The 20,503-nt window shown below is 39.6% G+C and carries 25 protein-coding genes; 21 read left to right on the top strand and 4 right to left on the bottom strand.

Features of this window, described 5'->3' with window-relative positions; all coding sequences use genetic code 11:
- The 15 genes from Q0064_RS11980 (at nucleotide 1) to sufD (ending at nucleotide 10,681) form a co-directional block, all read left to right on the top strand.
- Nucleotides 1-990: a hypothetical protein gene (locus Q0064_RS11980; protein ID WP_298148453.1), complete on the top strand. Its 990-nt coding sequence runs from the start codon at nucleotides 1-3 to the stop codon at nucleotides 988-990.
- A gap of 979 nt (nucleotides 991-1,969) precedes the next feature.
- A complete protein-coding gene (locus tag Q0064_RS11985; protein ID WP_298148454.1) occupies nucleotides 1,970-2,686 on the top strand; it encodes a hypothetical protein in 717 nt (238 codons plus the stop codon).
- A gap of 79 nt (nucleotides 2,687-2,765) precedes the next feature.
- Nucleotides 2,766-3,869, top strand: coding sequence for an XRE family transcriptional regulator (locus Q0064_RS11990; protein ID WP_298148455.1), 1,104 nt, complete (start codon nucleotides 2,766-2,768; stop codon nucleotides 3,867-3,869).
- A 529-nt stretch (nucleotides 3,870-4,398) separates the two neighbouring features.
- Nucleotides 4,399-4,728: an iron-sulfur cluster assembly accessory protein gene (locus tag Q0064_RS11995; protein WP_298148456.1), complete on the top strand. Its 330-nt coding sequence runs from the start codon at nucleotides 4,399-4,401 to the stop codon at nucleotides 4,726-4,728.
- A gap of 128 nt (nucleotides 4,729-4,856) precedes the next feature.
- Entirely contained in the window at nucleotides 4,857-5,231 is a 375-nt protein-coding gene (locus tag Q0064_RS12000) for a four helix bundle protein (RefSeq protein ID WP_298148457.1), read from the top strand.
- 55 nt (nucleotides 5,232-5,286) lie between these two features.
- Nucleotides 5,287-6,735 (top strand): Fe-S cluster assembly protein SufB, encoded by a 1,449-nt coding sequence (gene sufB, locus Q0064_RS12005; RefSeq protein ID WP_094485660.1) that lies wholly within the window; start codon nucleotides 5,287-5,289, stop codon nucleotides 6,733-6,735.
- A gap of 16 nt (nucleotides 6,736-6,751) precedes the next feature.
- Complete coding sequence (locus tag Q0064_RS12010) at nucleotides 6,752-7,057, top strand: DUF4160 domain-containing protein (RefSeq protein WP_298148458.1); 306 nt, start codon at nucleotides 6,752-6,754, stop codon at nucleotides 7,055-7,057.
- Entirely contained in the window at nucleotides 7,054-7,338 is a 285-nt protein-coding gene (locus Q0064_RS12015) for a DUF2442 domain-containing protein (RefSeq protein WP_298148459.1), read from the top strand. Before Q0064_RS12010 ends, Q0064_RS12015 begins: the two co-directional genes overlap by 4 nt.
- Before the next feature lie 2 nt (nucleotides 7,339-7,340).
- Entirely contained in the window at nucleotides 7,341-7,730 is a 390-nt protein-coding gene (locus Q0064_RS12020; protein WP_298148460.1) for a HEPN domain-containing protein, read from the top strand.
- Nucleotides 7,731-8,066, top strand: coding sequence for a nucleotidyltransferase domain-containing protein (locus Q0064_RS12025; protein ID WP_298148461.1), 336 nt, complete (start codon nucleotides 7,731-7,733; stop codon nucleotides 8,064-8,066).
- Nucleotides 8,057-8,263 carry a DUF2683 family protein gene (locus tag Q0064_RS12030; RefSeq protein ID WP_298148462.1) on the top strand — a complete coding sequence of 69 codons (207 nt, stop codon included), beginning with the start codon at nucleotides 8,057-8,059 and terminating at the stop codon, nucleotides 8,261-8,263. Before Q0064_RS12025 ends, Q0064_RS12030 begins: the two co-directional genes overlap by 10 nt.
- On the top strand, nucleotides 8,254-8,442 hold the full coding sequence (locus Q0064_RS12035; RefSeq protein WP_366095223.1) for a type II toxin-antitoxin system YoeB family toxin: 189 nt from the start codon (nucleotides 8,254-8,256) through the stop codon (nucleotides 8,440-8,442). The genes Q0064_RS12030 and Q0064_RS12035 overlap by 10 nt, the downstream gene beginning before the upstream one ends.
- 13 nt (nucleotides 8,443-8,455) lie before the next feature.
- Nucleotides 8,456-8,527, top strand: a complete 72-nt coding sequence (locus tag Q0064_RS14775; RefSeq protein WP_366095228.1) for a hypothetical protein — start codon at nucleotides 8,456-8,458, stop codon at nucleotides 8,525-8,527.
- A gap of 79 nt (nucleotides 8,528-8,606) precedes the next feature.
- Nucleotides 8,607-9,356 (top strand): Fe-S cluster assembly ATPase SufC, encoded by a 750-nt coding sequence (sufC, locus tag Q0064_RS12040; RefSeq protein WP_298148463.1) that lies wholly within the window; start codon nucleotides 8,607-8,609, stop codon nucleotides 9,354-9,356.
- 8 nt (nucleotides 9,357-9,364) lie between these two features.
- A complete protein-coding gene (gene sufD / locus Q0064_RS12045; RefSeq protein WP_298148464.1) occupies nucleotides 9,365-10,681 on the top strand; it encodes a Fe-S cluster assembly protein SufD in 1,317 nt (438 codons plus the stop codon).
- Between the two features lie 75 nt (nucleotides 10,682-10,756).
- Here the strand turns inward: sufD and Q0064_RS12050 are convergent, their stop codons facing one another.
- The 3 genes from Q0064_RS12050 to Q0064_RS12060 form a co-directional block, all read right to left on the bottom strand.
- Complete coding sequence (locus Q0064_RS12050; RefSeq protein ID WP_298148465.1) at nucleotides 10,757-11,455, bottom strand: hypothetical protein; 699 nt, start codon at nucleotides 11,453-11,455, stop codon at nucleotides 10,757-10,759.
- 265 nt (nucleotides 11,456-11,720) lie between these two features.
- Nucleotides 11,721-13,175, bottom strand: coding sequence for an ATP-binding protein (locus Q0064_RS12055; protein WP_298148466.1), 1,455 nt, complete (start codon nucleotides 13,173-13,175; stop codon nucleotides 11,721-11,723).
- Between the two features lie 152 nt (nucleotides 13,176-13,327).
- Nucleotides 13,328-14,683 carry a serine hydrolase gene (locus Q0064_RS12060; protein WP_298148467.1) on the bottom strand — a complete coding sequence of 452 codons (1,356 nt, stop codon included), beginning with the start codon at nucleotides 14,681-14,683 and terminating at the stop codon, nucleotides 13,328-13,330.
- 168 nt (nucleotides 14,684-14,851) lie between these two features.
- On the opposite strand from Q0064_RS12060, the gene Q0064_RS12065 reads away from it, so the two are divergent.
- The 6 genes from Q0064_RS12065 to Q0064_RS12090 all read left to right on the top strand — a co-directional run bounded on the left by Q0064_RS12065 (nucleotide 14,852) and on the right by Q0064_RS12090 (nucleotide 18,782).
- Nucleotides 14,852-16,069, top strand: coding sequence for a cysteine desulfurase (locus tag Q0064_RS12065; protein ID WP_298148468.1), 1,218 nt, complete (start codon nucleotides 14,852-14,854; stop codon nucleotides 16,067-16,069).
- A 6-nt stretch (nucleotides 16,070-16,075) separates the two neighbouring features.
- Nucleotides 16,076-16,504: a hypothetical protein gene (locus tag Q0064_RS12070; protein WP_298148469.1), complete on the top strand. Its 429-nt coding sequence runs from the start codon at nucleotides 16,076-16,078 to the stop codon at nucleotides 16,502-16,504.
- On the top strand, nucleotides 16,501-16,938 hold the full coding sequence (locus Q0064_RS12075) for a SufE family protein (RefSeq protein ID WP_298148470.1): 438 nt from the start codon (nucleotides 16,501-16,503) through the stop codon (nucleotides 16,936-16,938). Before Q0064_RS12070 ends, Q0064_RS12075 begins: the two co-directional genes overlap by 4 nt.
- 16 nt (nucleotides 16,939-16,954) lie before the next feature.
- Nucleotides 16,955-17,278: an SUF system Fe-S cluster assembly protein gene (locus Q0064_RS12080; protein ID WP_094485671.1), complete on the top strand. Its 324-nt coding sequence runs from the start codon at nucleotides 16,955-16,957 to the stop codon at nucleotides 17,276-17,278.
- A gap of 4 nt (nucleotides 17,279-17,282) precedes the next feature.
- Nucleotides 17,283-17,789, top strand: a complete 507-nt coding sequence (locus Q0064_RS12085; RefSeq protein ID WP_298148471.1) for a DUF2480 family protein — start codon at nucleotides 17,283-17,285, stop codon at nucleotides 17,787-17,789.
- A gap of 66 nt (nucleotides 17,790-17,855) precedes the next feature.
- On the top strand, nucleotides 17,856-18,782 hold the full coding sequence (locus Q0064_RS12090) for a DUF3078 domain-containing protein (protein ID WP_298148472.1): 927 nt from the start codon (nucleotides 17,856-17,858) through the stop codon (nucleotides 18,780-18,782).
- 426 nt (nucleotides 18,783-19,208) lie between these two features.
- Here Q0064_RS12090 and hflX read toward each other — a convergent pair whose 3' ends face one another.
- The gene (gene hflX / locus Q0064_RS12095; protein WP_298148473.1) at nucleotides 19,209-20,429 is read right to left on the bottom strand and encodes a GTPase HflX; all 1,221 of its coding nucleotides are present in this window, start codon (nucleotides 20,427-20,429) and stop codon (nucleotides 19,209-19,211) included.
- Nucleotides 20,430-20,503 lie beyond the last annotated feature (74 nt).

Here is a 20,503-nt window from a genome sequence, read left to right on the forward strand (position 1 = left end):
ATGACTAAACACCATGTCAACACAGCAAGTAAAAGAGCTTCAAAACGACACCGATTTGAATTCTTTTTCTTGCTGTTCGTTTTTTTAATGAGCAGCCATCGTGTAGTTTGCCAGAAGTTTGTACCTATTGATTACGATATAATGGAATTTATACCCGAAGTGTCGTTTGATTTATTTTTAAAGAAACAACTGCTGCAAACGGGGTTTACTAGTAGAGATACGCTTACTATTTTAGATGCTGCTGTTGTTTTCGACTCGATACATTTCCGAAAAGAAGGATTTCGGTCGAAGGGGTTTTTGAAAGACTCGTTACCGGAAGTGGTGTTTTTGCAAAAAGAGGTTTTTGAGCTCGACGAAGTAGTTTTAAACGCAGCTGTTAAAAAAGAAACGTTTCTTGGCGAAAACTCACGCTTTGTTCGAAAGCGAAGTAATTCATTCGAAAGGGAGCCGACCGCTGGAATTGTGTTTTTTCGTGAAGAATTAGCTACTATCAACGTAACGAAACTTCGCTTTTTTGTAGAGAAAGTGCAGGTTACAACGAACTATAAAATTAAATTTTACCATTGCGAACTTGTCGGAAGTATTCTGACTCATAATGAAATAAAAATTGGCGATGTGTTTTTCGAAAGTCGGGTATTACAACTCGAGAAAGGAGTCAAAAATGAAGTGATTGTCGATTTGGAATCGATCGGTTTTTCGAAACCAAAATCAAATTTGTTTGTAGTTATCGAGTTGGTTTCGTACGAAGATGAAACAGGCGAAGTTATAAATCCCGAACCCAATAAACAGACCAAACTGAAGTACCAACTTTCTAAGAAAATGAATTATTTTGCGAAGATGTGGAACATTAGTACCAAATCGTTAACGCCGTACCACATTAATATAAACGCCATGATTCGCCGGGATTTTAATATCATGTTCAAGAAAACGCCTCATAGAAGTAATTTAGTTACGCCAGCTATCACGTTAAACGGCACGCCGATTAAGTAGCTCGAATTTACTTCTTTACATAAAAGACGCTAAAACTACCTATAAAATGAGTACAAATCCTAAATTAAAAATAGCTTTAATTGTTCTAGTAGTGTTTGGAGGTATTGCCTTGGTAATCGACCGCGCGTTCGACATGCAGCTATAAGCTTCACTTGGTGCCGCTGCTGCTGTCTTGTATGTATTGGCGACCAGAAAAAAAGGGACTTCAGACTCGAAATAGCATGTAAATAACTTGTGTTTAGGAGATTACAAGCATAGATTCTAAAAATCTGCTCGATTCACTTTCTCATTCCAAAAATCGAATACGTATTTCTGCAACGACACGCGCGGCCCGGATGGCAGCGAAAAGCCTTACAACCTAATTTCAATTAAAAATCTTTTTCAGATCGCTTCACATCAACAAATTGTAAAATCAAACAGCAATTGAAAAGAACGGCTACCACGCTAAACAGATAAACGGCTTCCTACTTCGTTAGATTTTTTTCGATACTACAGTATCCCAATACAAATCTGCCTTGTATTCAACCATTTATCTGCTTTCTGACTTTAATTTTTAAATCGAACTCAGGTTAGAGGCCCGGCCAGGCGCTTACTTTTGTGCCCGAATTGAAAAAGCTTGCTTTAAGAAGCAAATCTATTCCTGGCTACTAATGTCCTTGATTTAAAAAACGTAAGAACTGCCGCCAAGTTTTCCAACACTTTATCTTTAAAAAAAATTTACCAAAAACTACTAATAGCTGAAGTATATTTTAGTAGTGAAGTGTCTATTCTTAATAAAACAGATCTACTTGAATTCTCTCAAAAATTGTATGTCATTTAAGTAATTTTTAAAAAAATAAAGTGTGATTCAAAAAATTATGCCATTTCAGACCAAATGTTATAAAAAAAATTTTGATATTGTTATAATTTTTTATATATTTGCGCAATTAACGAATTAAAAAAAGCCCATTATGGACAACGGGCTAAAATTTTTAAAAAAATGGAATATACAAAATTTAGAGACACTTTGGAGGGTGTTTCAAAGAAAATGCACTACAAAAGTAGTAAAAGAGATTCGGAAAAACAAGAGTTTATTCCGATTTATAAGAATATGGCAAATCCTGAGGCAGTAAAATTAGAGATTGGCGATGTTATTGAAGCCTTTAATGAAGAGATTAAAGCTGCAAAGAAAGAAGTAGACGAACGGAGGGCGGAAAAGCCTGTAAAGTATAGTCAGCGTGCTTTTTACTCACAGGATTTAAATGCTACAATAAAAGAAAGATTGTTAAAGCGCATGATGAACGATGTGGCATTTAACAATCGAATAAGAGTAAGGAAAAACTCTGGATCTACCTATTTTATAGTAAAAGATAAGTATATCCTTTACGTGAAAAGACTATATGGAAATTTTAACAAGCCCAATAGTTATCCCACCCCAAATAGTGAGAGGCTGTTCAATGGGACCCTTTTCCCTGGTGAAAATGACCATATCCCGGTGCTCTTTATAGGACCAAATCTTGGTAATTTAAATGAAACGTCTGCTTTTGTCACTTCTCTCATAAGTAGGTATGAAGTAAACTGGTCGTTGATAAGCAATGACCTTTTCAGCACTTCGGAGGTAATTAGTTTGACGCCAATTTCAAAAGAAGTGAAAGAAGAGAAGGAAATCGTTAAGTTGAAAAAAGGTTTGGGTAAACCAGACCACAAACAAGGATAATTATAACACAGCCCGTTGTCCATTAATTGGGGTATTTTTATCGTAGTAATACATAAGACACTAAGCAAAAACCCGAAATATGAATTCAACCCTCAACAATGAAAGAATCAAATTAGCAAGGGAAAGTAGAGGCTATTCGCAATCTACATTAGCTAAGCAGCTAACGTCCGCATCTCAGGTATTATTATCTAAGATTGAAAAAGGGCTAGCAAATGTTACAGATGACGTCTTAAATGAAATTAGTACCGTTTTAGCCTATCCAAAAGAATTTTTCTACGCTAAGCATGACATTTATTCTTTAAAACACTTTTATTTTCGAAAAAATTTAGGAATGAGTGTTACAAAAGCAAAATTACTCGAATCTCAAATCAACATCATCTCGGGAAATCTTTGTGATTTACTTGACTCCGTAGAAATTGACACTGACTTGCCATTCACAGATCTCAATAAGACTGGACTTTCTCCGGAACAAATGGCACAAAGAGTTCGAGAGTATTTTAATTTACCTAAGGGACCTATTAAAGATATTATAAAGACCGTTGAGCAACAAGGAATCATTATTCATCTGTTTGATTTCAATTTAGATTTGAAAATTTCAGGTGTAAGTCTTATAAATAAAGCAGGAGTACCTATAATGGTTTTAAATAAGAACCAACCAAACTCACGTATGGTATTCACTATAGCCCATGAACTCGGACATATACTAATGCACTTTAAAGGAGGGATTATAAGTGAAGAGAGGGATGTGGAGAACGAAGCCGATAGATTCGCATCAAGTTTTCTGATGCCTGACGATGAAATCAAAAGTAGTTTATATCATTTAAGTGATGAAAAATTAGGCGACTTAAAAAGGTATTGGAAAGTTTCTATTCAAGCGCTCCTGTTTAAAGCAAAAACTTTAAACACTTTAAATCAAGATCAGTATCGTAGATGGGTTACAAAAATAAACTACTATGGCTGGAGAAAACGAGAACCATTAGAATTTGACAACTCCGAACCACAGTTATTAGCTAAAATACTTAAACTGCATCTTGAACAATTAGATTATTCTAAATCGGAGCTAAGTAAAATGTTTGGTTTACACTTAAACGAGTTTGAAAAAATATATCTGAATGAACATTCCTTACTAAAAGAATATATTGAGAAAGACTCTAAAATTCGAAAATTAAAAATTAGTTTATAATTATTTTACAATCGAATGCGGGATCTCAAGGTAAAAACTTAATCCCGATGATATTGAAAGATAGAATCACGTAAAACACTAAAGCCTAGTAATATATTTCAGATTTACGCACATTTCATTCTTGAATTTGTGCGTAAATTTTGTTTACGATAATATTCAAATTCGAAATAGTTCACTCGTAAAAATTTTTCGAACGCGACATGTCTACATTCGGGAAGTCTGTGCGAAACACGCAACGAATTTAAACATGGAGAACGCCTCTCGGTAACGACACGCGCGGCCCGGATGGAAGCGAAAAGCCTTTTGAAAACAAAACGACACAAAACAGCTGTTTGGCGAGCGACCTTAGAAGCTTGGCAAACGGTTTTGTTTTGTTGGGTTTGTTGAAAAAGCTTGCAGCGAACAGCCGGTAAAGCCGCCCAAACCATAAACAGAAACTATGGTATTATGTTGTAGAAAAATTAAATTCGGCAGCAGTTGATTAGCGATGTTGTATCTTTGCCGTAATTTAGAATTATTATATACTATTATGATAAAAGTTTCAGACACTGCCAGCAAGAAAATTGTTGAGATGATGCGCGAAGACGGTTACGACGCGGCGCAACATTACGTACGAGTAGGCGTGAAAAGCGGTGGATGCTCGGGCTTGTCGTACGAATTAAAATTTGATCGCGAATTAGGCGATAACGATAAGGTTTTTGAAGATAATGAAGTGAAAATTGCCGTTGAGAAGAAGTCGTTTTTATACCTCGCGGGCACCATCCTCGAGTATTCTGGCGGCTTGAACGGAAAAGGCTTCGTATTCAACAACCCCAATGCACAACGCACCTGTGGTTGCGGGGAGAGTTTTTCGCTTTGAGATTAAAAGATTTCGAGATTTCGAGATTGAAAGATTGAAAGATTGAAAGATTGAAAGATTGAAAGATTTCGAGATTGAAAGATTGAAAGATTGAAAGATTTTAAAAACATTGATTTTACGGGAAAGTTATGACAAAGTCGTTTGAAGAGTTTGAAGTCTATAAAAAAGGTGTGGTTCTAGCGAAAGAGATTTTTTCTTTATGCAATACCGAAAACTTCAAGAACGAAATTGGCTTTTCTAATCAAATAAAAAGAGCAGTTGTTTCAATTACAAACAACATTGCAGAAGGCGCAGAATACAACAACAATAGACAGTTAATACGGTACCTTAGAATTGCAAAAGGAAGTTGTGGAGAAGTAAAAAGTATGTTGATACTAGCGGTAGAATTGGAGCTTTGTGAACGAAATGCCATTCAGAACGCACAAGATTTAACAAACGAGATAGCCACACACCTTTCCAATTTTATAAAGTACCTAACAGCTAACCTAACGAAAACAAAATAAAAAGTGAAGATTTCGAATCTCGAAATTTCGAAATCTCAAAATCTTTAAATATAAAATGAGCAAATACACCGAAGACAACTTAAAAATAGATCTCGAAACCAAGGAGTACGAGTACGGTTTTTACACCGATATCGAATCGGAGACGTTTCCCGTTGGACTTAACGAAGATATTGTTCGCGCTATATCAAAGAAAAAAGAAGAACCGGAATGGATGACCGAGTGGCGCTTGGAAGCCTATCGCGCTTGGAAAGAAATGACCGAACCCGAATGGGCAAACGTACATTATACCAAACCCGATTTTCAGGCTATTTCGTATTATTCGGCCCCAAAGAGTCAGGCGAAATACAATTCTTTGGATGAAGTTGACCCTGAATTGCTCGAAACTTTTAAAAAACTCGGTATTTCGCTCGACGAACAAAAAGCTTTAGCGGGTGTTGCCATGGATATTGTGGTCGACTCGGTTTCGGTAGCTACTACCTTCAAGAAAACCTTGGCTGAAAAAGGTATCATCTTTATGAGCATATCCGAAGCCATTCGCGAATATCCAGAATTGGTGCAAAAATACTTGGGAACTGTGGTGCCACAGCGCGACAATTTCTACGCTGCGCTCAACTCGGCTGTGTTTTCAGACGGCTCGTTTTGCTACATTCCGAAAGGCGTAAAATGTCCGATGGAACTCTCGACCTACTTCCGTATTAACCAAGCCGGAACCGGACAATTTGAACGCACTTTGGTTATTGCCGACGAAGGTTCCTACGTTTCGTATCTGGAAGGCTGTACCGCTCCGAGTAGAGACGAAAACCAATTGCACGCAGCAGTTGTAGAACTAATTGCCCTCGACGATGCCGAAATCAAATACTCGACCGTACAAAACTGGTTCCCAGGAAATAAAGAAGGACAAGGCGGTGTGTACAATTTCGTGACGAAACGCGGATTGTGCGAGAAAAATGCAAAAATTAGCTGGACACAGGTAGAAACCGGTTCGGCAGTTACTTGGAAATATCCGAGTTGCGTATTGAAAGGAGATAATTCGGTTGGCGAATTTTACTCGATAGCAGTTACCAACAATTTTCAACAAGCAGATACCGGAACGAAGATGGTGCACTTGGGGAAAAATACACGGTCGACAATCATTAGCAAAGGTATTTCTGCTGGAAAATCGCAAAACTCATATCGCGGATTGGTACAAATTGGTCCGCGTGCCGAAAATGCGCGTAATTTCTCGCAATGCGATTCGTTGCTGATGGGAAATGCCTGCGGCGCACATACGTTTCCGTACATCGAAAGTAAAAACCAGTCGGCACAAATCGAACACGAAGCCACTACTTCGAAAATCGGTGAAGACCAAGTTTTTTATTGCAACCAACGCGGTATACCGACCGAAAAAGCCATTGCTTTAATTGTAAACGGCTTTAGTAAAGATGTGTTAAACAAGCTTCCGATGGAATTTGCTGTTGAGGCGCAAAAGTTATTGGAAATTAGTTTAGAAGGTAGTGTAGGCTAAGGAAATAGAATCAGAAATGCCGAAGTTATTCGAATATCTGGGATTGATTTTATTTTTCTACTCGAATGAACACGAACCAATTCATTGCCATGCAGTTTGTGGTGAGTTTGAAAGTAAGATTGAGTTTCTAATAGAAAACGGTGAGATAGTTGAAATAATTATAAAAAACGTAAAGGGCAGAAAACCAATTGAAGGTAAAGACTTACAAAATCTTAAAGAACTACTTGAATACAAAGCAAATGAAGTAGTAGTAAAATGGATTGACTACTTCGTTTACCATAAAAAAATTAATTTTGAAAGAATCACAAAGAAATTGAAATGAAGTTTACTGAAACCATATTAGACGACGAAGTTAAGCCTGTAAAAGTGGTGAAAGCCGAGTTGTTATCTGATTTCAAGATTTTCTTGATTTTCGACGATAGCCATCAGCAAATTGTCGATTTCTATGATTTTTTGCGGTTTTCAAAGCACGAGTCAACTAGAAAATTTCTAAACCCAGCGCTTTTTCAAAATTTCTCCATTGTGAATGGAAATCTTAATTGGAATGATTACGAGATGTGTTTTCCTATTTGGGATTTGTACATTGGAAATATTGTAAAATGAAAATGACAAAGCAAGAGCATATTCAATGGTGGATTGACGAAGCCGACCGTAATTGGGAAACAGCGGTTTTCAACATGAATGGCAAACAAAATGTGTTTGCGCTGTTTGCTTTTCACCTATGTATAGAAAAACTGCTAAAAGCTGCATGGGTTAAAGACAATGTTGATAATATACCACCTAGAACGCACGACCTAACCAAACTGTACAAGGAAACGGATCTACAATTAGAACCGAGTCAGTATGATTTTCTGGTTGTGATTAATGAATGGAATATCGACGGTCGTTACCCCGATTACAAACTAAAAGTTTATGCAAGAGCAACCGATTTGTATCTGCAAGAGCAATTACAAAAGCTAACTACTCTTGTTGAAAAAATAAAATGCCAACTGTAAATGTACACGATAAAAAAGTTACATACGCATATTCAAAATTTTCTAAGCGAATTGGAAGTGAATAACTTTGTGATCAGTCGTGTTGTTTTATTTGGCTCATACGCAAAAGGTGGCGTGCACGAAAACAGCGACATTGATTTAGCCATTTGGCTTAAAAATTATACCGACCAGCAACAAGATTTTCTCAGTAAGATTTCTGCTAAATTTTATCCAATTAATGCCAAATTTTACGATGCAAATGAAACTGAAGAGGAAGATCCCTTTGTTGGAATAATTGAACAAACTGGGAAAGAACTGCCCATCGAAAACATAAAAAAAACGACATTATGGACCTGATTTTAAGAAACGTAAAAAAGAAAGATTTTCCGGTATTGAAATCATTGGCAAAATCTCTTGGATTTGAAATTATTGAAGAAAATGAAAAACCATATGATCCAGAATTTGTAAAAGAAATTTTGGAAGCACAGGAAGAACTAAAACAGGGAAAAGGAATCAAGATGACTTTGGAGGATATTGATAAACTATGGAAATAAGATTTTCTAGTAAGGCAATAAAGGATTTGGAATATTGGACAAAAACAGGAAACAAACCTATTCTAAAGAAAATTTCCGAACTATTGCGTGCGATCAAAGAAAACCCTTTTGAAGGAATTGGTAAACCCGAAGCATTAAAATCTAACCTGATGGGCCTATTGGTCACGGAGAATAAATAAAGAACACAGACTTATTTACGAAATTGTCGGTGAGAATACCATTAGAGTACTATATATAATTTCAGTAAAGGGTCACTATGATTAAAAATTGAACTTTAAAAACTAAAAAAGAATTTTAACTGAATCTCTCATCGTCATTTCAAAAAGACTCAAATAAACAAAACATGCTAAAAATCGACAATCTACACGCAGCCGTAGAAGATAAAGATATACTCAAAGGAATAAACTTGGCCATCAAAGCCGGCGAAGTTCATGCAATCATGGGCCCAAACGGTTCCGGAAAAAGTACACTTTCGGCCGTAATTGCTGGTAACGAAACCTACACCGTTAGCGAAGGAAGTATTGTGCTCGACGGCGAAGAGATTAACGAACTAGCCCCGGAAGAACGCGCTCATAAAGGCGTTTTCTTATCGTTTCAATATCCGGTTGAAATTCCCGGCGTATCGGTAACCAATTTCATCAAAACGGCCATCAACGAAACGCGTAAAGCAAACGGATTAGAAGAAATGCCTGCCAACGAAATGCTGAAGAAAATTCGCGAGAAGTCGGAATTACTGGAAATGGATCGCAAATTTTTGTCGCGTTCGCTAAACGAAGGATTCTCTGGCGGCGAGAAAAAACGAAACGAAATCTTCCAAATGGCCATGCTCGAACCTAAATTGGCTATTCTCGACGAAACCGATTCGGGTCTAGACATCGATGCACTGCGTATCGTAGCAAACGGCGTAAACAAACTCCGCAACGAAAACAACGCCATTCTTGTTATTACGCACTACCAACGCTTGCTCGATTATATCGTTCCCGATTTTGTACACGTTTTAATGGACGGAAAAATCGTTATGTCGGGCGGTAAAGAACTTGCGTACGAACTCGAAGAAAAAGGCTACGACTGGATTAAAGCCGAACTTAATTAAAGCAATCGATGGAACTAAAAGAAACTCTGTTATCGTCGTTTATCGCTTTCGAAGAACACATCGATGTCGATGCGTCTATACACGACATCCGCAACAGCGCCATTAAAATCTTCGAAGAAAAAGGCTTTCCGACAAAAAAAGAAGAAGCCTGGAAATACACTTCGCTGAACGCTGTGCTGAAAAAAAACTATACCGTTTTTCCAAAGTACGATTCGGGAATTGAATTCAAAGACGTAAAGAAATACTTTCTGCACGAAATCGATACGTACAAAGTAATTTTCGTGGACGGAAAGTTCTCGTCGTTTCTCTCGGCAACAACGCACGACGGCCTCGACGTATGCACCATGTCTTCGGCATTAAACAAGCCGAAATACAAAATGGTAATCGACGAGTATTTTCATAAAATTGCCAAGAAAGACGACAGCCTTACGGCACTCAACACTGCTTTTGCCGTTGAAGGTGCCTACATTAACGTTCCCAAAAGCAAGGTTGTAGAAAAACCTATTGAAATCATTTATTTCTCAACCGGAGCTGAAAATGCCTTGATGGTACAACCGAGAAATTTGATAATTGTTGGCGAAAATGCGCATGTGCAAATCATCGAGCGTCACCAATCACTCAACGAAAATACCGTACTTACAAACGCAGTGACCGAAGTTTTCGCGCAAAAACGCGCCATCGTTGATTACTATAAAATTCAAAACGATTTGCTTAGCGCGAATTTGGTAGACAATACCTACATCGCACAAAAGCAGGAAAGTCGCGTGGCTGTACACACATTTTCGTTCGGCGGAAACATCACGCGTAACAATTTGAATTTCTACCACCAAGGTGAACGCATCGACAGTACCTTAAAAGGAATTACAATTATTGGCGACAAGCAACTCGTGGATCACTACACCTTAGTGCATCACGCGCAGCCAAATTGCGAGAGTCACCAGAATTATAAATGTATCGTTGCTGAAAATGCGACGGCTGTTTTCAATGGGAAAATCTTTGTTGAAAAAGAAGCCCAGAAAACCGATGCCTTTCAGCAAAGCAACAATATTTTATTGAGCGATAAAGCTACCGTAAATGCCAAACCGCAATTGGAGATTTTTGCCGACGACGTGAAGTGTTCGCACGGTTGCACCATCGGTCAGCTCAACGAAACCGCTATGTTTTACATGCAACAGCGCGGTATTCCGAAAAAAGAAGCCAAAGCTTTATTGATGTACGCGTTTTCGAATGAAGTATTCGAATCGATCAAAATACCGGAATTGAAACAGCGAATTACCAAAATCATCGCACAAAAACTAGGTGTGAATCTGGGATTTGATTTGTAGTAGATAAAGAATAAAATTAAAAAGTCTCGCTTCATCGGCGAGACTTTTTTTTTGCACTACTATTAATTCGTACTTTTAATTCAATGTATACGTCTGTAGTTCAAGTGTTTGTGAGACCCCGTTGCCTCCCGTGGTAGTCGACTTAATAGGGCCCACGTCTTTTGCAAACCACATTTCTGTAACTACAGCGTTAGATCCTGGCTGTCCTAAAACAGTAGATTCTAAAGTATAGCGTGCCTTGATAACGTCTGGATAGGTTACGCCGTTTACCGTCGCAGATCCTTTAAATAAGTTTTCGCCGGTAACCGCAACTGTTGCCGTGCTAGTCTGCGATTGTCCTTGAGCTGCTAAAATAATATTAAACGTTGCCGAGTCTGTCCAAGTCTGCCCAACCGGAGCGTTATCTTTAAAAATCGTTATTTCATAGCCTTCTGTCGTAGTAGTAAAACCAAATTGTTCAATTACGAGGTCATCAACTCTTTGATTGTAATTTCCGCCATCTTTCGAAATCCACACACTAGCTTGAGCTAAAAATTCGCTACTGTTAAGTTGAAAGTAGCTCTTTCCGCCTTGCTGTTCTGTGGCAACAAATCGCGATTCAACCGTCTCACCCGTGTCTAAGTTTTCAAAAGTCCACGAATTGTTTACAGCCAACGGGTAGTAGTCGCCCGCCGATGTTCCACCGCCAGAATTTCCGTCATCACTACTACACGAGCTCACAACAACAGCCAAAAGCATAAATAAAGCTTTTGTTGTCAATTTTAATTTTTTCATATTTTATTTAATTGATTTGAAACGGAAAAGTATACTTTTTTTTAAATAATAACAATCTCTATCAAGAGATTTTTTTTGTTTATTTGGGCGGGTGGCGGCCAAAAATTGTTCTTCCTCTACACAAGTGCTAGGGCCGCCATCACGCTTTCCGCGCTACACGGTAGCTTGCTCCAATCGTTCCCGCGGGCAATCGATGCAAAGGAAAAACCTTACGAAAAAATGTTCGCTAACGGGTTTCCCAAAAGTAAGAGTTCTAGATAAATCGTTACACGCCAAATTGATTCTTCATTTTTAATGTTATGTCACCAATATTGTAACAATACAGAGCGGCAGGTAAAAATGAAAACAACAAGTTGTCTGTTTGCTTGATTCCTACCTGATCTATTGATGTCACCAAGGCCTTTTGCAACTGATTGCTCTTGCAAAAACGAATTAAACTTTTTAGGTCGTTTGGTTTTTCAAAATATCGGTTACTCCATTTAATTTCAACACCCCAAACTGGTCTGTATCGTTTATCGTCAACTAAAACCAAATCAACCTCACCCTCGTTTCTTCCTTCTTTCCAACGTGCGTAGGTCAAATCTAATTTCTCGCGATGCATCCATTGCGACAGTACCGCGGTTTCTACCATGGCTCCCATCTCGCTGTCTGTTTCACTAATCGGCGAAAACAAGGCGGTGCGCAAAGATGTATTCGTTAAATACACTTTAAAACTAGTCACTCTTCTCAATCGCTTCGCAGCAATGTCAACCTTATTTAAAACTTTTATTAAAAACGCCGCTTCTAAATAGTCCAGATATTTTTTCAAGGTATCTTTTTGAATGCCACTTTCTTTACTCATTTTCTCATACGAAAATTCATTTCCCGTGTTATAGGCTAAGTACGTGAAAAAGCGATTTAACTCTTGTACGTCTCTTATTCCGTATAAACTAGGCAAATCTCTAAGCAACACTTTATCTACAATATCGTTTTTTACATAACGCCCCATATCACTTTGGATCCTTTCACTTAAAACAACCTCCGGATAACCCCCAAAGTTTAAATAATTCAAAAATTCTTTATTGAGTGCCTTTATGTCGTGCGTTAAACAATAGGGAATTTGATTTTGTCCGTAAGCCACGGTACCCTCGTAAATGAGATGATTCATTTCCCTGAGATGCATGTACTCCTGAAAAGTAAGTGGTGGTAACATAAAATCGGTAAAGCGTCCTGCTCCGCTTTCTGTACTGTGCCACTTCAATGCCGCTGCTGCCGAACCTGAAACAACAAACTTGGTTTCAGGAAAAGTATCCACCAGAACTTTTAGATGGCGCTCCCAATCCTTTAAATATTGGATTTCGTCAAAAAACACATAACAACCCTCCAAATTGTCGAGATTAAGCGAATATTTACAAAGTCCTAGAAGATCTTCTAAACTTAAATGAACGTAAATCGGATTATCAATACTGATAAAGAATATCCTTTGAAAGTGTACTTTTTCACTCAACAATTGTTGAATACTGTGAAACAACATCACGGTTTTTCCTACGCGTCGCGGCCCCATAAGAACCAATGCCCGTTTAACGTCTCTTTCTGTAACAAAAGGATAAAATAATTCAAAGTACAGCCGCCTCGCCATGGCACTATACACTTCCGGAATTTGCTTGTTGACCCACCAAGGATTCTCATAGCGCAAGCGTTCTACTATTTTTTCCGTAGGAATAAGACTTGTACCAACCATAAAACCTAATTAATCATACAAAATTAGGTAAAATAGATGGATTTAAAACTTTCTATTTAATACATTTTGGCTATAATAAAGAATATCAAGCCTTTTACTAAGCTATTTCACTTTTCCAAAAAACAAGCACTCCAGAGCAATTAAAATGCCCATTATTTGATGGCTTTCGAAATCTCGCCTAACAAATAATTAAAATCGAACACACCTTCCTCGGTAAGGCCCATCCGAACGATAACCAAATCTTTACTCGGAATTATCGTTACCATTTGTCCTTGATAACCGTTGCAGCTAAATAAATCGCTCGGAGCGCTCGGGTAACGGCCGCCGGCATTCAACCAAAAGTGCCCGCCGTACTTGCCGTCGCTGCCGTTTGTTGGCGTACGAACAAAATTGTACCAGCTCTCATCAAAAAGCCGATCGCCGTTCCAGTTTCCTTTTCGCAAATACAACAACCCAAATTTCGCCCAATCGCGCGCAGTCGCCCAACCGTAACTGCTGCCCACGTAATTGCCCGCCATATCTGTTTCCACAAGCATCGAGTACATACCAATACGGTCAATCAAAGCCGAATACCAGTAATCCAAATACTCCTGATGGCTGTTAAACTGTTGGCGAATAATGCCCGACAATAAATTCGATGTGCCCGACGAATAGTTAAACGAGCTATTAATCTTGCCCGTTAGCGGTTTTTCGGCCTGAACGCGCGTCATGTCGCGACTCTGAAACAACATTCTCGTGGCATCGGAAATTTCGCTGTAGTTTTCTTCCCATTCCAAACCCGAATTCATGTGCAACAAATCGGCTAAGGTTATGGCCTTTCGTTCGTCTTGCTTCCAAGCAGCTACGGGTGCCGGATCAGAAATTTTTAGTTTGCCTTGCTTTTCCAAAATTCCGTAATACGTAGCGGTAATGCTCTTGGTCATCGACCAGCCTAAAATCTTGGAGTCTTTGTTAAAACCGGGCGCATATTTCTCGGCTATGAGTTTGTCTTTATAAAGTACTAAAACCGCCCGACTGCGCTGCTTCTTCTCGCCGGGCTTGTCAAATGCCCAATCAACCGCTTTTTGCAAACGCTCGTAATCGATGTTTTCAAATTTCACAGGCTCTGCTTCGCGGTTTCCGTACGGATAAGGCGCCGTTAATTCAGGTTGTACACGTTTCGGCACCAAGTACGGCGCTTTCTGGTCGAAGGTATCGTCGATCAACATCGCTCCTAAACCCGGACGGTACAATGCGGTACGTCTTTTAAAGCCAAACACATCGGCTACGGCTGTCTTAGAAGATTCGTTCAAGGTTAAATTGGCCAAACGCACCAAATCAATGTCGTTATCTTCAGCGGCAACCTGCTCTACTGATCGACTGTCGATGAAATGCCCGCTAGCCAAACTCTTGGCCGAAAATCCGGAGATGAGTTCCAATTTCGGAAACTCAAATACGGCTACATAACCGATAAGAACAATCAGTAAAACAAGTATTGCAAGGCCAATACGCTTCAACCACTTTTTCATAAATCTCGAATTTAGACCGACAGCAAACTTCTTTTGCGCCGATTAGTTTTACGACGATGAAGATATTAATAATAGTTTAACGAAACTTCAGCCTTACGAACCAGTCATTAGTTAAAAGTGCAGCGCCGAATTGTCGTAACTTTGCAACAATAAATTTGCTATCATCGTATGTTCAACGTACAAGCTATTCGCGCCGATTTTCCGATTTTGACACAAACCATAAAAGGGAAAAATTTGGTTTATTTCGACAACGCCGCCACTTCGCAAAAACCGAAGCAGGTGATTGAAGCTATTGCCAATTACTACGAGACGATAAATGCCAACATTCACCGCGGCGTGCACTACTTGAGTCAGATTTCAACCGACCGGTACGAGGCGGCACGCGAAACAATTCGTAAGCACATCAATGCACAACATGCATACGAAATCATTTTTACGTCGGGAACTACGCACGGCATCAATTTAGTAGCCTCGGGTTTTGAACCGCTTTTAAATGAGAACGACGAGATTTTAATAGGTGCACTCGAACACCACAGCAATATCGTTCCGTGGCAGTTTTTGGCCGAACGCACGGGCGCAAAACTCCGCGTAATTCCGATGTTGGAAAACGGTACGCTCGATCTTTCGACATTGTCGGAAATTCTAACCGAAAAAACGAAAGTGGTCGCGGTAAATCATATTTCAAACGCATTGGGAACCATAAACCCGATTCGCGAAATAATTGCTGCAGCACACGCCGTTGGAGCCGCTGTTTTAATCGACGGCGCGCAGGCGGCTCCGCACTTGCAACCCGATGTTCAAGCACTCGATTGCGATTTTTACACGGTAAGCGGACACAAAATTTGCGCACCAACCGGAAGCGGATTTTTATACGGAAAAGAATTGTGGTTAAATAAACTGCGGCCCTACCAAGGCGGTGGCGAAATGATTAAGGAAGTAACATTTGAAAAAACAACCTACGCCGATTTGCCACACAAGTTTGAAGCCGGAACGCCAAATATTGAAGGCGGCATCGGTTTGGGTGTAGCGCTAGATTATTTGAACAACATTGGTTTCGACAAAATTGCAGCACAAGAACAAGCTTTGTTGGAATACGCCACAGCTAAAATATCGGCTATTGATGGCGCACGTATTTACGGACCCGATACTTCGCACAAAACATCGGTGGTTTCGTTTAACATCGAAGGTGTGCATCCGTACGATTTGGGTGCCTTACTCGACAAAATGGGCATAGCCGTAAGAACCGGCCACCATTGCGCACAACCGATAATGAATTTCTTTGATATTCCGGGAACCGTGCGTGCAAGCATGATGTTTTACAATACTTTTGAAGAAATCGACGCTTTGGTAAACGGAATTGAAAAAGCAAAACAAATGCTGCTGTAAGAAACGATGAAAGTACACTTTGGATTTATTTTATTGCTGACTGTATTACAGCAATGCACAACTGCGAAAACGAGCAGTAATTTGGATGCAAACATTACGTATACGGCATACAGTCGTGGATTTTTTAAGGAAGTACATGTCCGTCAAAATCAATTTGCTGTTGTCGAAAAGCGCGGAGCGGATTTGCAATGGAAAAGCCTTTCGGAAGAGGATCAAAAAAATATCTTCGACGCATTAAAAGACATTAAACTAAACAAGATCAGCAGGTTGCACTCGCCGAGCAACAAGCGCTTTCACGACGGAGCTGCCATTGCGCAGTTGAAAGTAAAAACTAAAAGCGATACGTTCGAGTCGGCAGCGTTTGACCACGGAAATCCGCCACAGGAAATCGCTACTTTAGTCGAGCAATTGCTAAAATTAGAATCGAAACCATGAGTATAAGTGCTATACAAGAAGAAATTGTTGCTGAGTTTGAGTTTTTCGATCCTGAAAGTTGGGACGAACGCTACCAGTACGTGATCGATTTGGGGAAGTCGCTTCCACTAATTGACGCCAAATACAAAACCGAGGAGAATATTATAAAAGGTTGCCAAAGCAAAGTTTGGTTACACGCCGATTACGAAAGCGGAAAGGTTGTATACAGCGCAGATAGCGACGCGATTTTAACCAAAGGCTTGATTGCCATTTTGATTCGTTCGTTTTCGCATCAAGCGCCGAAAGACATTTTAGAAGCCAAAACCGATTTTATCGATCGCATTGGTTTGAAGGAACACCTCTCGCCTACTCGCGCAAACGGTTTGGTTTCGATGGTTAAACAAATAAAAATGTACGCCCTGGCTTTTTCATCGAAGTCGGAACAGCAAGCATAAAGAACGATAAAGTATTATGGAAGAATTTAACGACACCATTAATTTAGGAGAAAACGTTGTAAAAGTTTTGAAAGGCATTTACGATCCTGAAATTCCTGTTGATATTTACGAATTGGGATTGATTTACGACGTGATGATTAACGAAGATTCGGAAGTTAAGGTTTTGATGACGCTCACTTCGCCGAATTGTCCGGTTGCCGAAACGCTGCCTAAAGAAGTGGAAGAGAAAATTAAGAACATCGACGGTGTTAAAGACGTAGAAGTTGAAATTACTTTTGATCCGCCGTGGACAAAAGATTTGATGAGCGAAGAAGCGAAGTTAGAACTCGGATTTTTATAAATCAATGGAAGAGATTGTAAATAAGGTTGCTCAATCGGTTTTGGCTGTATTCGATTTGGAAGATTATTATCCGAAAAATCAGAAAGCGGTCGTAGACATTGCCGACTTTTTAGAGGAGGGCTTTATACTTCGGGAAGTTAACTTCAGAAATGCGTTAAAGGCGCACGATTGGAGTAGTTATAAAGATAAATTAGTTGCCGTTTATTGCAGCACCGATGCGATATTGCCTGCTTGGGCGCCTATTTTAGTGGCTACTCATTTGCATGAATTTGCACATAAAACCTATTTATGTCCTTTAGAAGCTGTGGACACACTTTATTTCACAGAAATTCTCAGCGAACTCGACTACAGTTCGTTTGCAGACAAACCCGTTATTTTAAAAGGATGCAGTAAAAAACCGGTTCCGGAAATGGCTTACCTATTAGCTATTAGCAGGTTACAAAGCGTAGCCCGTTCGGTAATGTTCGGCGAAGCGTGTTCGGCGGTACCGCTCTACAAAAAGAAAAAATAGTGTTTCGCCGATTCGGTAAACCGTCGTGAAAAGTTATCTTTGCGCGATTTTTTAAAAGAGACACGCATGAAAAAAGTTCTTTGCGCCGCAGTAACACTCGTTTTTTCGGGATTATGGGCACAAAATACCGAGAAAGAATTAGTAAAAAAGACCGAAGAAGCGGTAAAAGTCCTACAAGATACCGTACATCGCGGTTGGAAAAGTAAGGGTCAATTTACCTTTTTAGTAAACCAAGCTTCGTTTAACAATTGGGTTGCTGGTGGCGAAAATAACATTGCCGGAACTTTAGGAGTTAACTACGACTTAAACTACAAGCGCAAAGATTTAACTTGGGATACCAAAATTGTAGGCGCATACGGATTAATCAAAACCAAGAACGCCGATTTTGAAAAGAAAACCGATGACCGTTTGGAGATAAACTCCGTTTTGGGAACTAAGGCATTTGGGGAATGGTATTACTCATTTTTTGTAAACTTTAGAACCCAATTTACCAAAGGATTTATTTACGAAAAAGACGCTGATGGTAAAGAAATTAGAACGGAAAATACCAATATTTTCTCGCCTGCCTACCTAACTTTCGGTCCGGGTTTGTTTTGGAAGAAAAACGATAATCTGAAAATAAACTTGGCGCCATTAACTTCGAAAATGACGTTTGTGGACAAAAAATACACGGAAGTTCCCGGTTATATTGATGGTGCTTATTTTGGAGTAGATGCCAACAAGAGTTTGCGTTACGAGTTGGGTTTATACGCCTCGACTTATTATAAATTCGACTTAATGAAAAACGTAGCGGTAGAAAACATTTTGAACTTGTATACCAACTATTTGCAAGAACCACAAAATGTGGATATGGATTACTCGTTGGCAGTAGTCATGAAAGTAAACAAGTATTTGAGTGCTAATATTGCGTTTCAGGCAATTTACGACGACAACGCGTTTAACGGATTTCAGACTCGACAAATATTTGGTTTGGGTGGCACCATCGATTTTTAATTCGGATTTTTTGTCGGGAAGATTTAGGTAACGATCTTCTGCGTTACGGATAGAGCCAAATAGCCCGCAGCGACGAGACACGTTTCCAATAACGATCGGAAGCGAGGACTATGGGCGAAAGCCGGACTTGCCGAAATGTGCGCCGTAGCTTTAGCGGAGGTGGACATTTTGGCGAGGAACGCCCAAAAAAAAGGAATTGATAGTTTAACGTGAGTCGACATAAAAATCTACGTTAGAACGCTTAAATTGAGTGATTTAATAGTTTACGGGAACTTTTTCTGAGCAATTTTAAAAGCTAATCATTTAAACAGTCGCTTACTTCGTTGTATTTTTTTAAGATACCTCGGTATTCCAAAGAAAATACGCCTTGTAATCAACTATTTAAATGATTTCTAACTTTAATTTTTAAATCAAACTCATGTTAGTTTACTCTTCGACGGCGTCGTGGTAATCTGGGTACAGAAATTTATTGTACGGGAAGCGGCTGATGTGGATTTTTCGCACCTCTTCGTAGACGCGCGCCCGGAAATCTTCGAAATTTTCTTTATTGACAGCCGATATAAAAACAGCGGTATCGGTTCCGTTTTCCGACATCCAAGTTTGTTTCCATTCGTCGAGTGTATAATGTTTACGCGTGCGCTCGGTCATTAAATCGTCTTCTTCAATAACTTGATGTTTGTAGACATCGATTTTATTGAAGACCATCAGTGTAGGTTTATCGTTACTCTTAATGTCTTGTAAAATCTGGTTTACGGCTGCAATATGATCTTCGAAATCGGGATGTGAAATATCGACAACGTGGAGTAGCAGATCGGCTTCGCGCACTTCGTCGAGTGTACTTTTAAACGACTCGATAAGTTGTGTAGGAAGTTTTCGGATGAAACCCACAGTATCGGATAGCAGAAAAGGCAGATTTTTTATGACGACTTTTCTTACGGTGGTGTCGAGTGTAGCGAATAATTTATTTTCGACGAAGACTTCGCTTTTCGAGATGACGTTCATTAGCGTTGACTTCCCGACGTTTGTGTACCCGACGAGCGCCACACGAACCATGGCACCGCGGTTGCTGCGTTGCACCGACATTTGGCGGTCGATGGTTTTGATTTTTTCTTTTAGAAGTGCGATACGGTCGCGAACGATACGTCGGTCGGTTTCGATTTCGGTTTCACCGGGACCACGGAGACCGATTCCACCTTTTTGCCGCTCGAGGTGTGTCCACATTCCGGCAAGTCGGGGCAGCAAATATTGGCATTGTGCGAGTTCGACTTGGGTTCTGGCGTAGGATGTTTCGGCGCGTTGTGCGAAGATATCGAGGATGAGATTGGTTCGATCGAGGACTTTTGCTTGTAGAATTTTCGAGATATTTTTTTGTTGCGAAGGCGAAAGTTCGTCGTCGAAAATGACGGTATTGACGTGAAATCTTTGAATGTATGCGGCAATTTCCTCCATTTTTCCGGTTCCGAGAAAGGTTTTCGGATTGGGTCGTTCGAGTTTTTGGGTGAAGCGTTTAACGACGGTTCCACCGGCTGTAAATGTCAGAAATTCAAGTTCATCGAGATACTCGTTGAGTTTATCTTCGGACTGATTTTGGGTGATAATTCCTACGAGTACGGTTTTTTCAATATCAATTCTTTCTACTTCGAGCATAATCCAATTAAGAGGTTACAAAGGTAGTGAAACAAATAGGTTTAGTGAATTGGTACGGATAGCGAAAACTGAAT

The sequence above is a fragment of the Flavobacterium sp. genome, assembly GCF_027490375.1.
GTDB lineage: Bacteria > Bacteroidota > Bacteroidia > Flavobacteriales > Flavobacteriaceae > Flavobacterium.

Bases quoted from the DNA above. Each gene is read 5' to 3' on its own strand.
- Q0064_RS12070 (WP_298148469.1), top strand. From the start codon at position 16,076: ATGAAAGTACACTTTGGATTTATTTTATTGCTGACTGTATTACAGCAA.
- sufD (WP_298148464.1), top strand. From the start codon at position 9,365: ATGGAACTAAAAGAAACTCTGTTATCGTCGTTTATCGCTTTCGAAGAA.
- Q0064_RS12090 (WP_298148472.1), top strand. From the start codon at position 17,856: ATGAAAAAAGTTCTTTGCGCCGCAGTAACACTCGTTTTTTCGGGATTA.
- Q0064_RS12050 (WP_298148465.1), bottom strand. From the start codon at position 11,455: ATGAAAAAATTAAAATTGACAACAAAAGCTTTATTTATGCTTTTGGCT.
- sufB (WP_094485660.1), top strand. From the start codon at position 5,287: ATGAGCAAATACACCGAAGACAACTTAAAAATAGATCTCGAAACCAAG.
- Q0064_RS12085 (WP_298148471.1), top strand. From the start codon at position 17,283: ATGGAAGAGATTGTAAATAAGGTTGCTCAATCGGTTTTGGCTGTATTC.
- Q0064_RS12060 (WP_298148467.1), bottom strand. From the start codon at position 14,683: ATGAAAAAGTGGTTGAAGCGTATTGGCCTTGCAATACTTGTTTTACTG.
- Q0064_RS12025 (WP_298148461.1), top strand. From the start codon at position 7,731: ATGTACACGATAAAAAAGTTACATACGCATATTCAAAATTTTCTAAGC.
- Q0064_RS12075 (WP_298148470.1), top strand. From the start codon at position 16,501: ATGAGTATAAGTGCTATACAAGAAGAAATTGTTGCTGAGTTTGAGTTT.
- Q0064_RS11980 (WP_298148453.1), top strand. From the start codon at position 1: ATGACTAAACACCATGTCAACACAGCAAGTAAAAGAGCTTCAAAACGA.
- Q0064_RS11995 (WP_298148456.1), top strand. From the start codon at position 4,399: ATGATAAAAGTTTCAGACACTGCCAGCAAGAAAATTGTTGAGATGATG.
- Q0064_RS12080 (WP_094485671.1), top strand. From the start codon at position 16,955: ATGGAAGAATTTAACGACACCATTAATTTAGGAGAAAACGTTGTAAAA.
- Q0064_RS12000 (WP_298148457.1), top strand. From the start codon at position 4,857: ATGACAAAGTCGTTTGAAGAGTTTGAAGTCTATAAAAAAGGTGTGGTT.
- Q0064_RS12065 (WP_298148468.1), top strand. From the start codon at position 14,852: ATGTTCAACGTACAAGCTATTCGCGCCGATTTTCCGATTTTGACACAA.
- Q0064_RS12035 (WP_366095223.1), top strand. From the start codon at position 8,254: ATGGAAATAAGATTTTCTAGTAAGGCAATAAAGGATTTGGAATATTGG.
- sufC (WP_298148463.1), top strand. From the start codon at position 8,607: ATGCTAAAAATCGACAATCTACACGCAGCCGTAGAAGATAAAGATATA.
- Q0064_RS12020 (WP_298148460.1), top strand. From the start codon at position 7,341: ATGACAAAGCAAGAGCATATTCAATGGTGGATTGACGAAGCCGACCGT.
- Q0064_RS11985 (WP_298148454.1), top strand. From the start codon at position 1,970: ATGGAATATACAAAATTTAGAGACACTTTGGAGGGTGTTTCAAAGAAA.
- Q0064_RS12010 (WP_298148458.1), top strand. From the start codon at position 6,752: ATGCCGAAGTTATTCGAATATCTGGGATTGATTTTATTTTTCTACTCG.
- hflX (WP_298148473.1), bottom strand. From the start codon at position 20,429: ATGCTCGAAGTAGAAAGAATTGATATTGAAAAAACCGTACTCGTAGGA.
- Q0064_RS12030 (WP_298148462.1), top strand. From the start codon at position 8,057: ATGGACCTGATTTTAAGAAACGTAAAAAAGAAAGATTTTCCGGTATTG.
- Q0064_RS12015 (WP_298148459.1), top strand. From the start codon at position 7,054: ATGAAGTTTACTGAAACCATATTAGACGACGAAGTTAAGCCTGTAAAA.
- Q0064_RS12055 (WP_298148466.1), bottom strand. From the start codon at position 13,175: ATGGTTGGTACAAGTCTTATTCCTACGGAAAAAATAGTAGAACGCTTG.
- Q0064_RS11990 (WP_298148455.1), top strand. From the start codon at position 2,766: ATGAATTCAACCCTCAACAATGAAAGAATCAAATTAGCAAGGGAAAGT.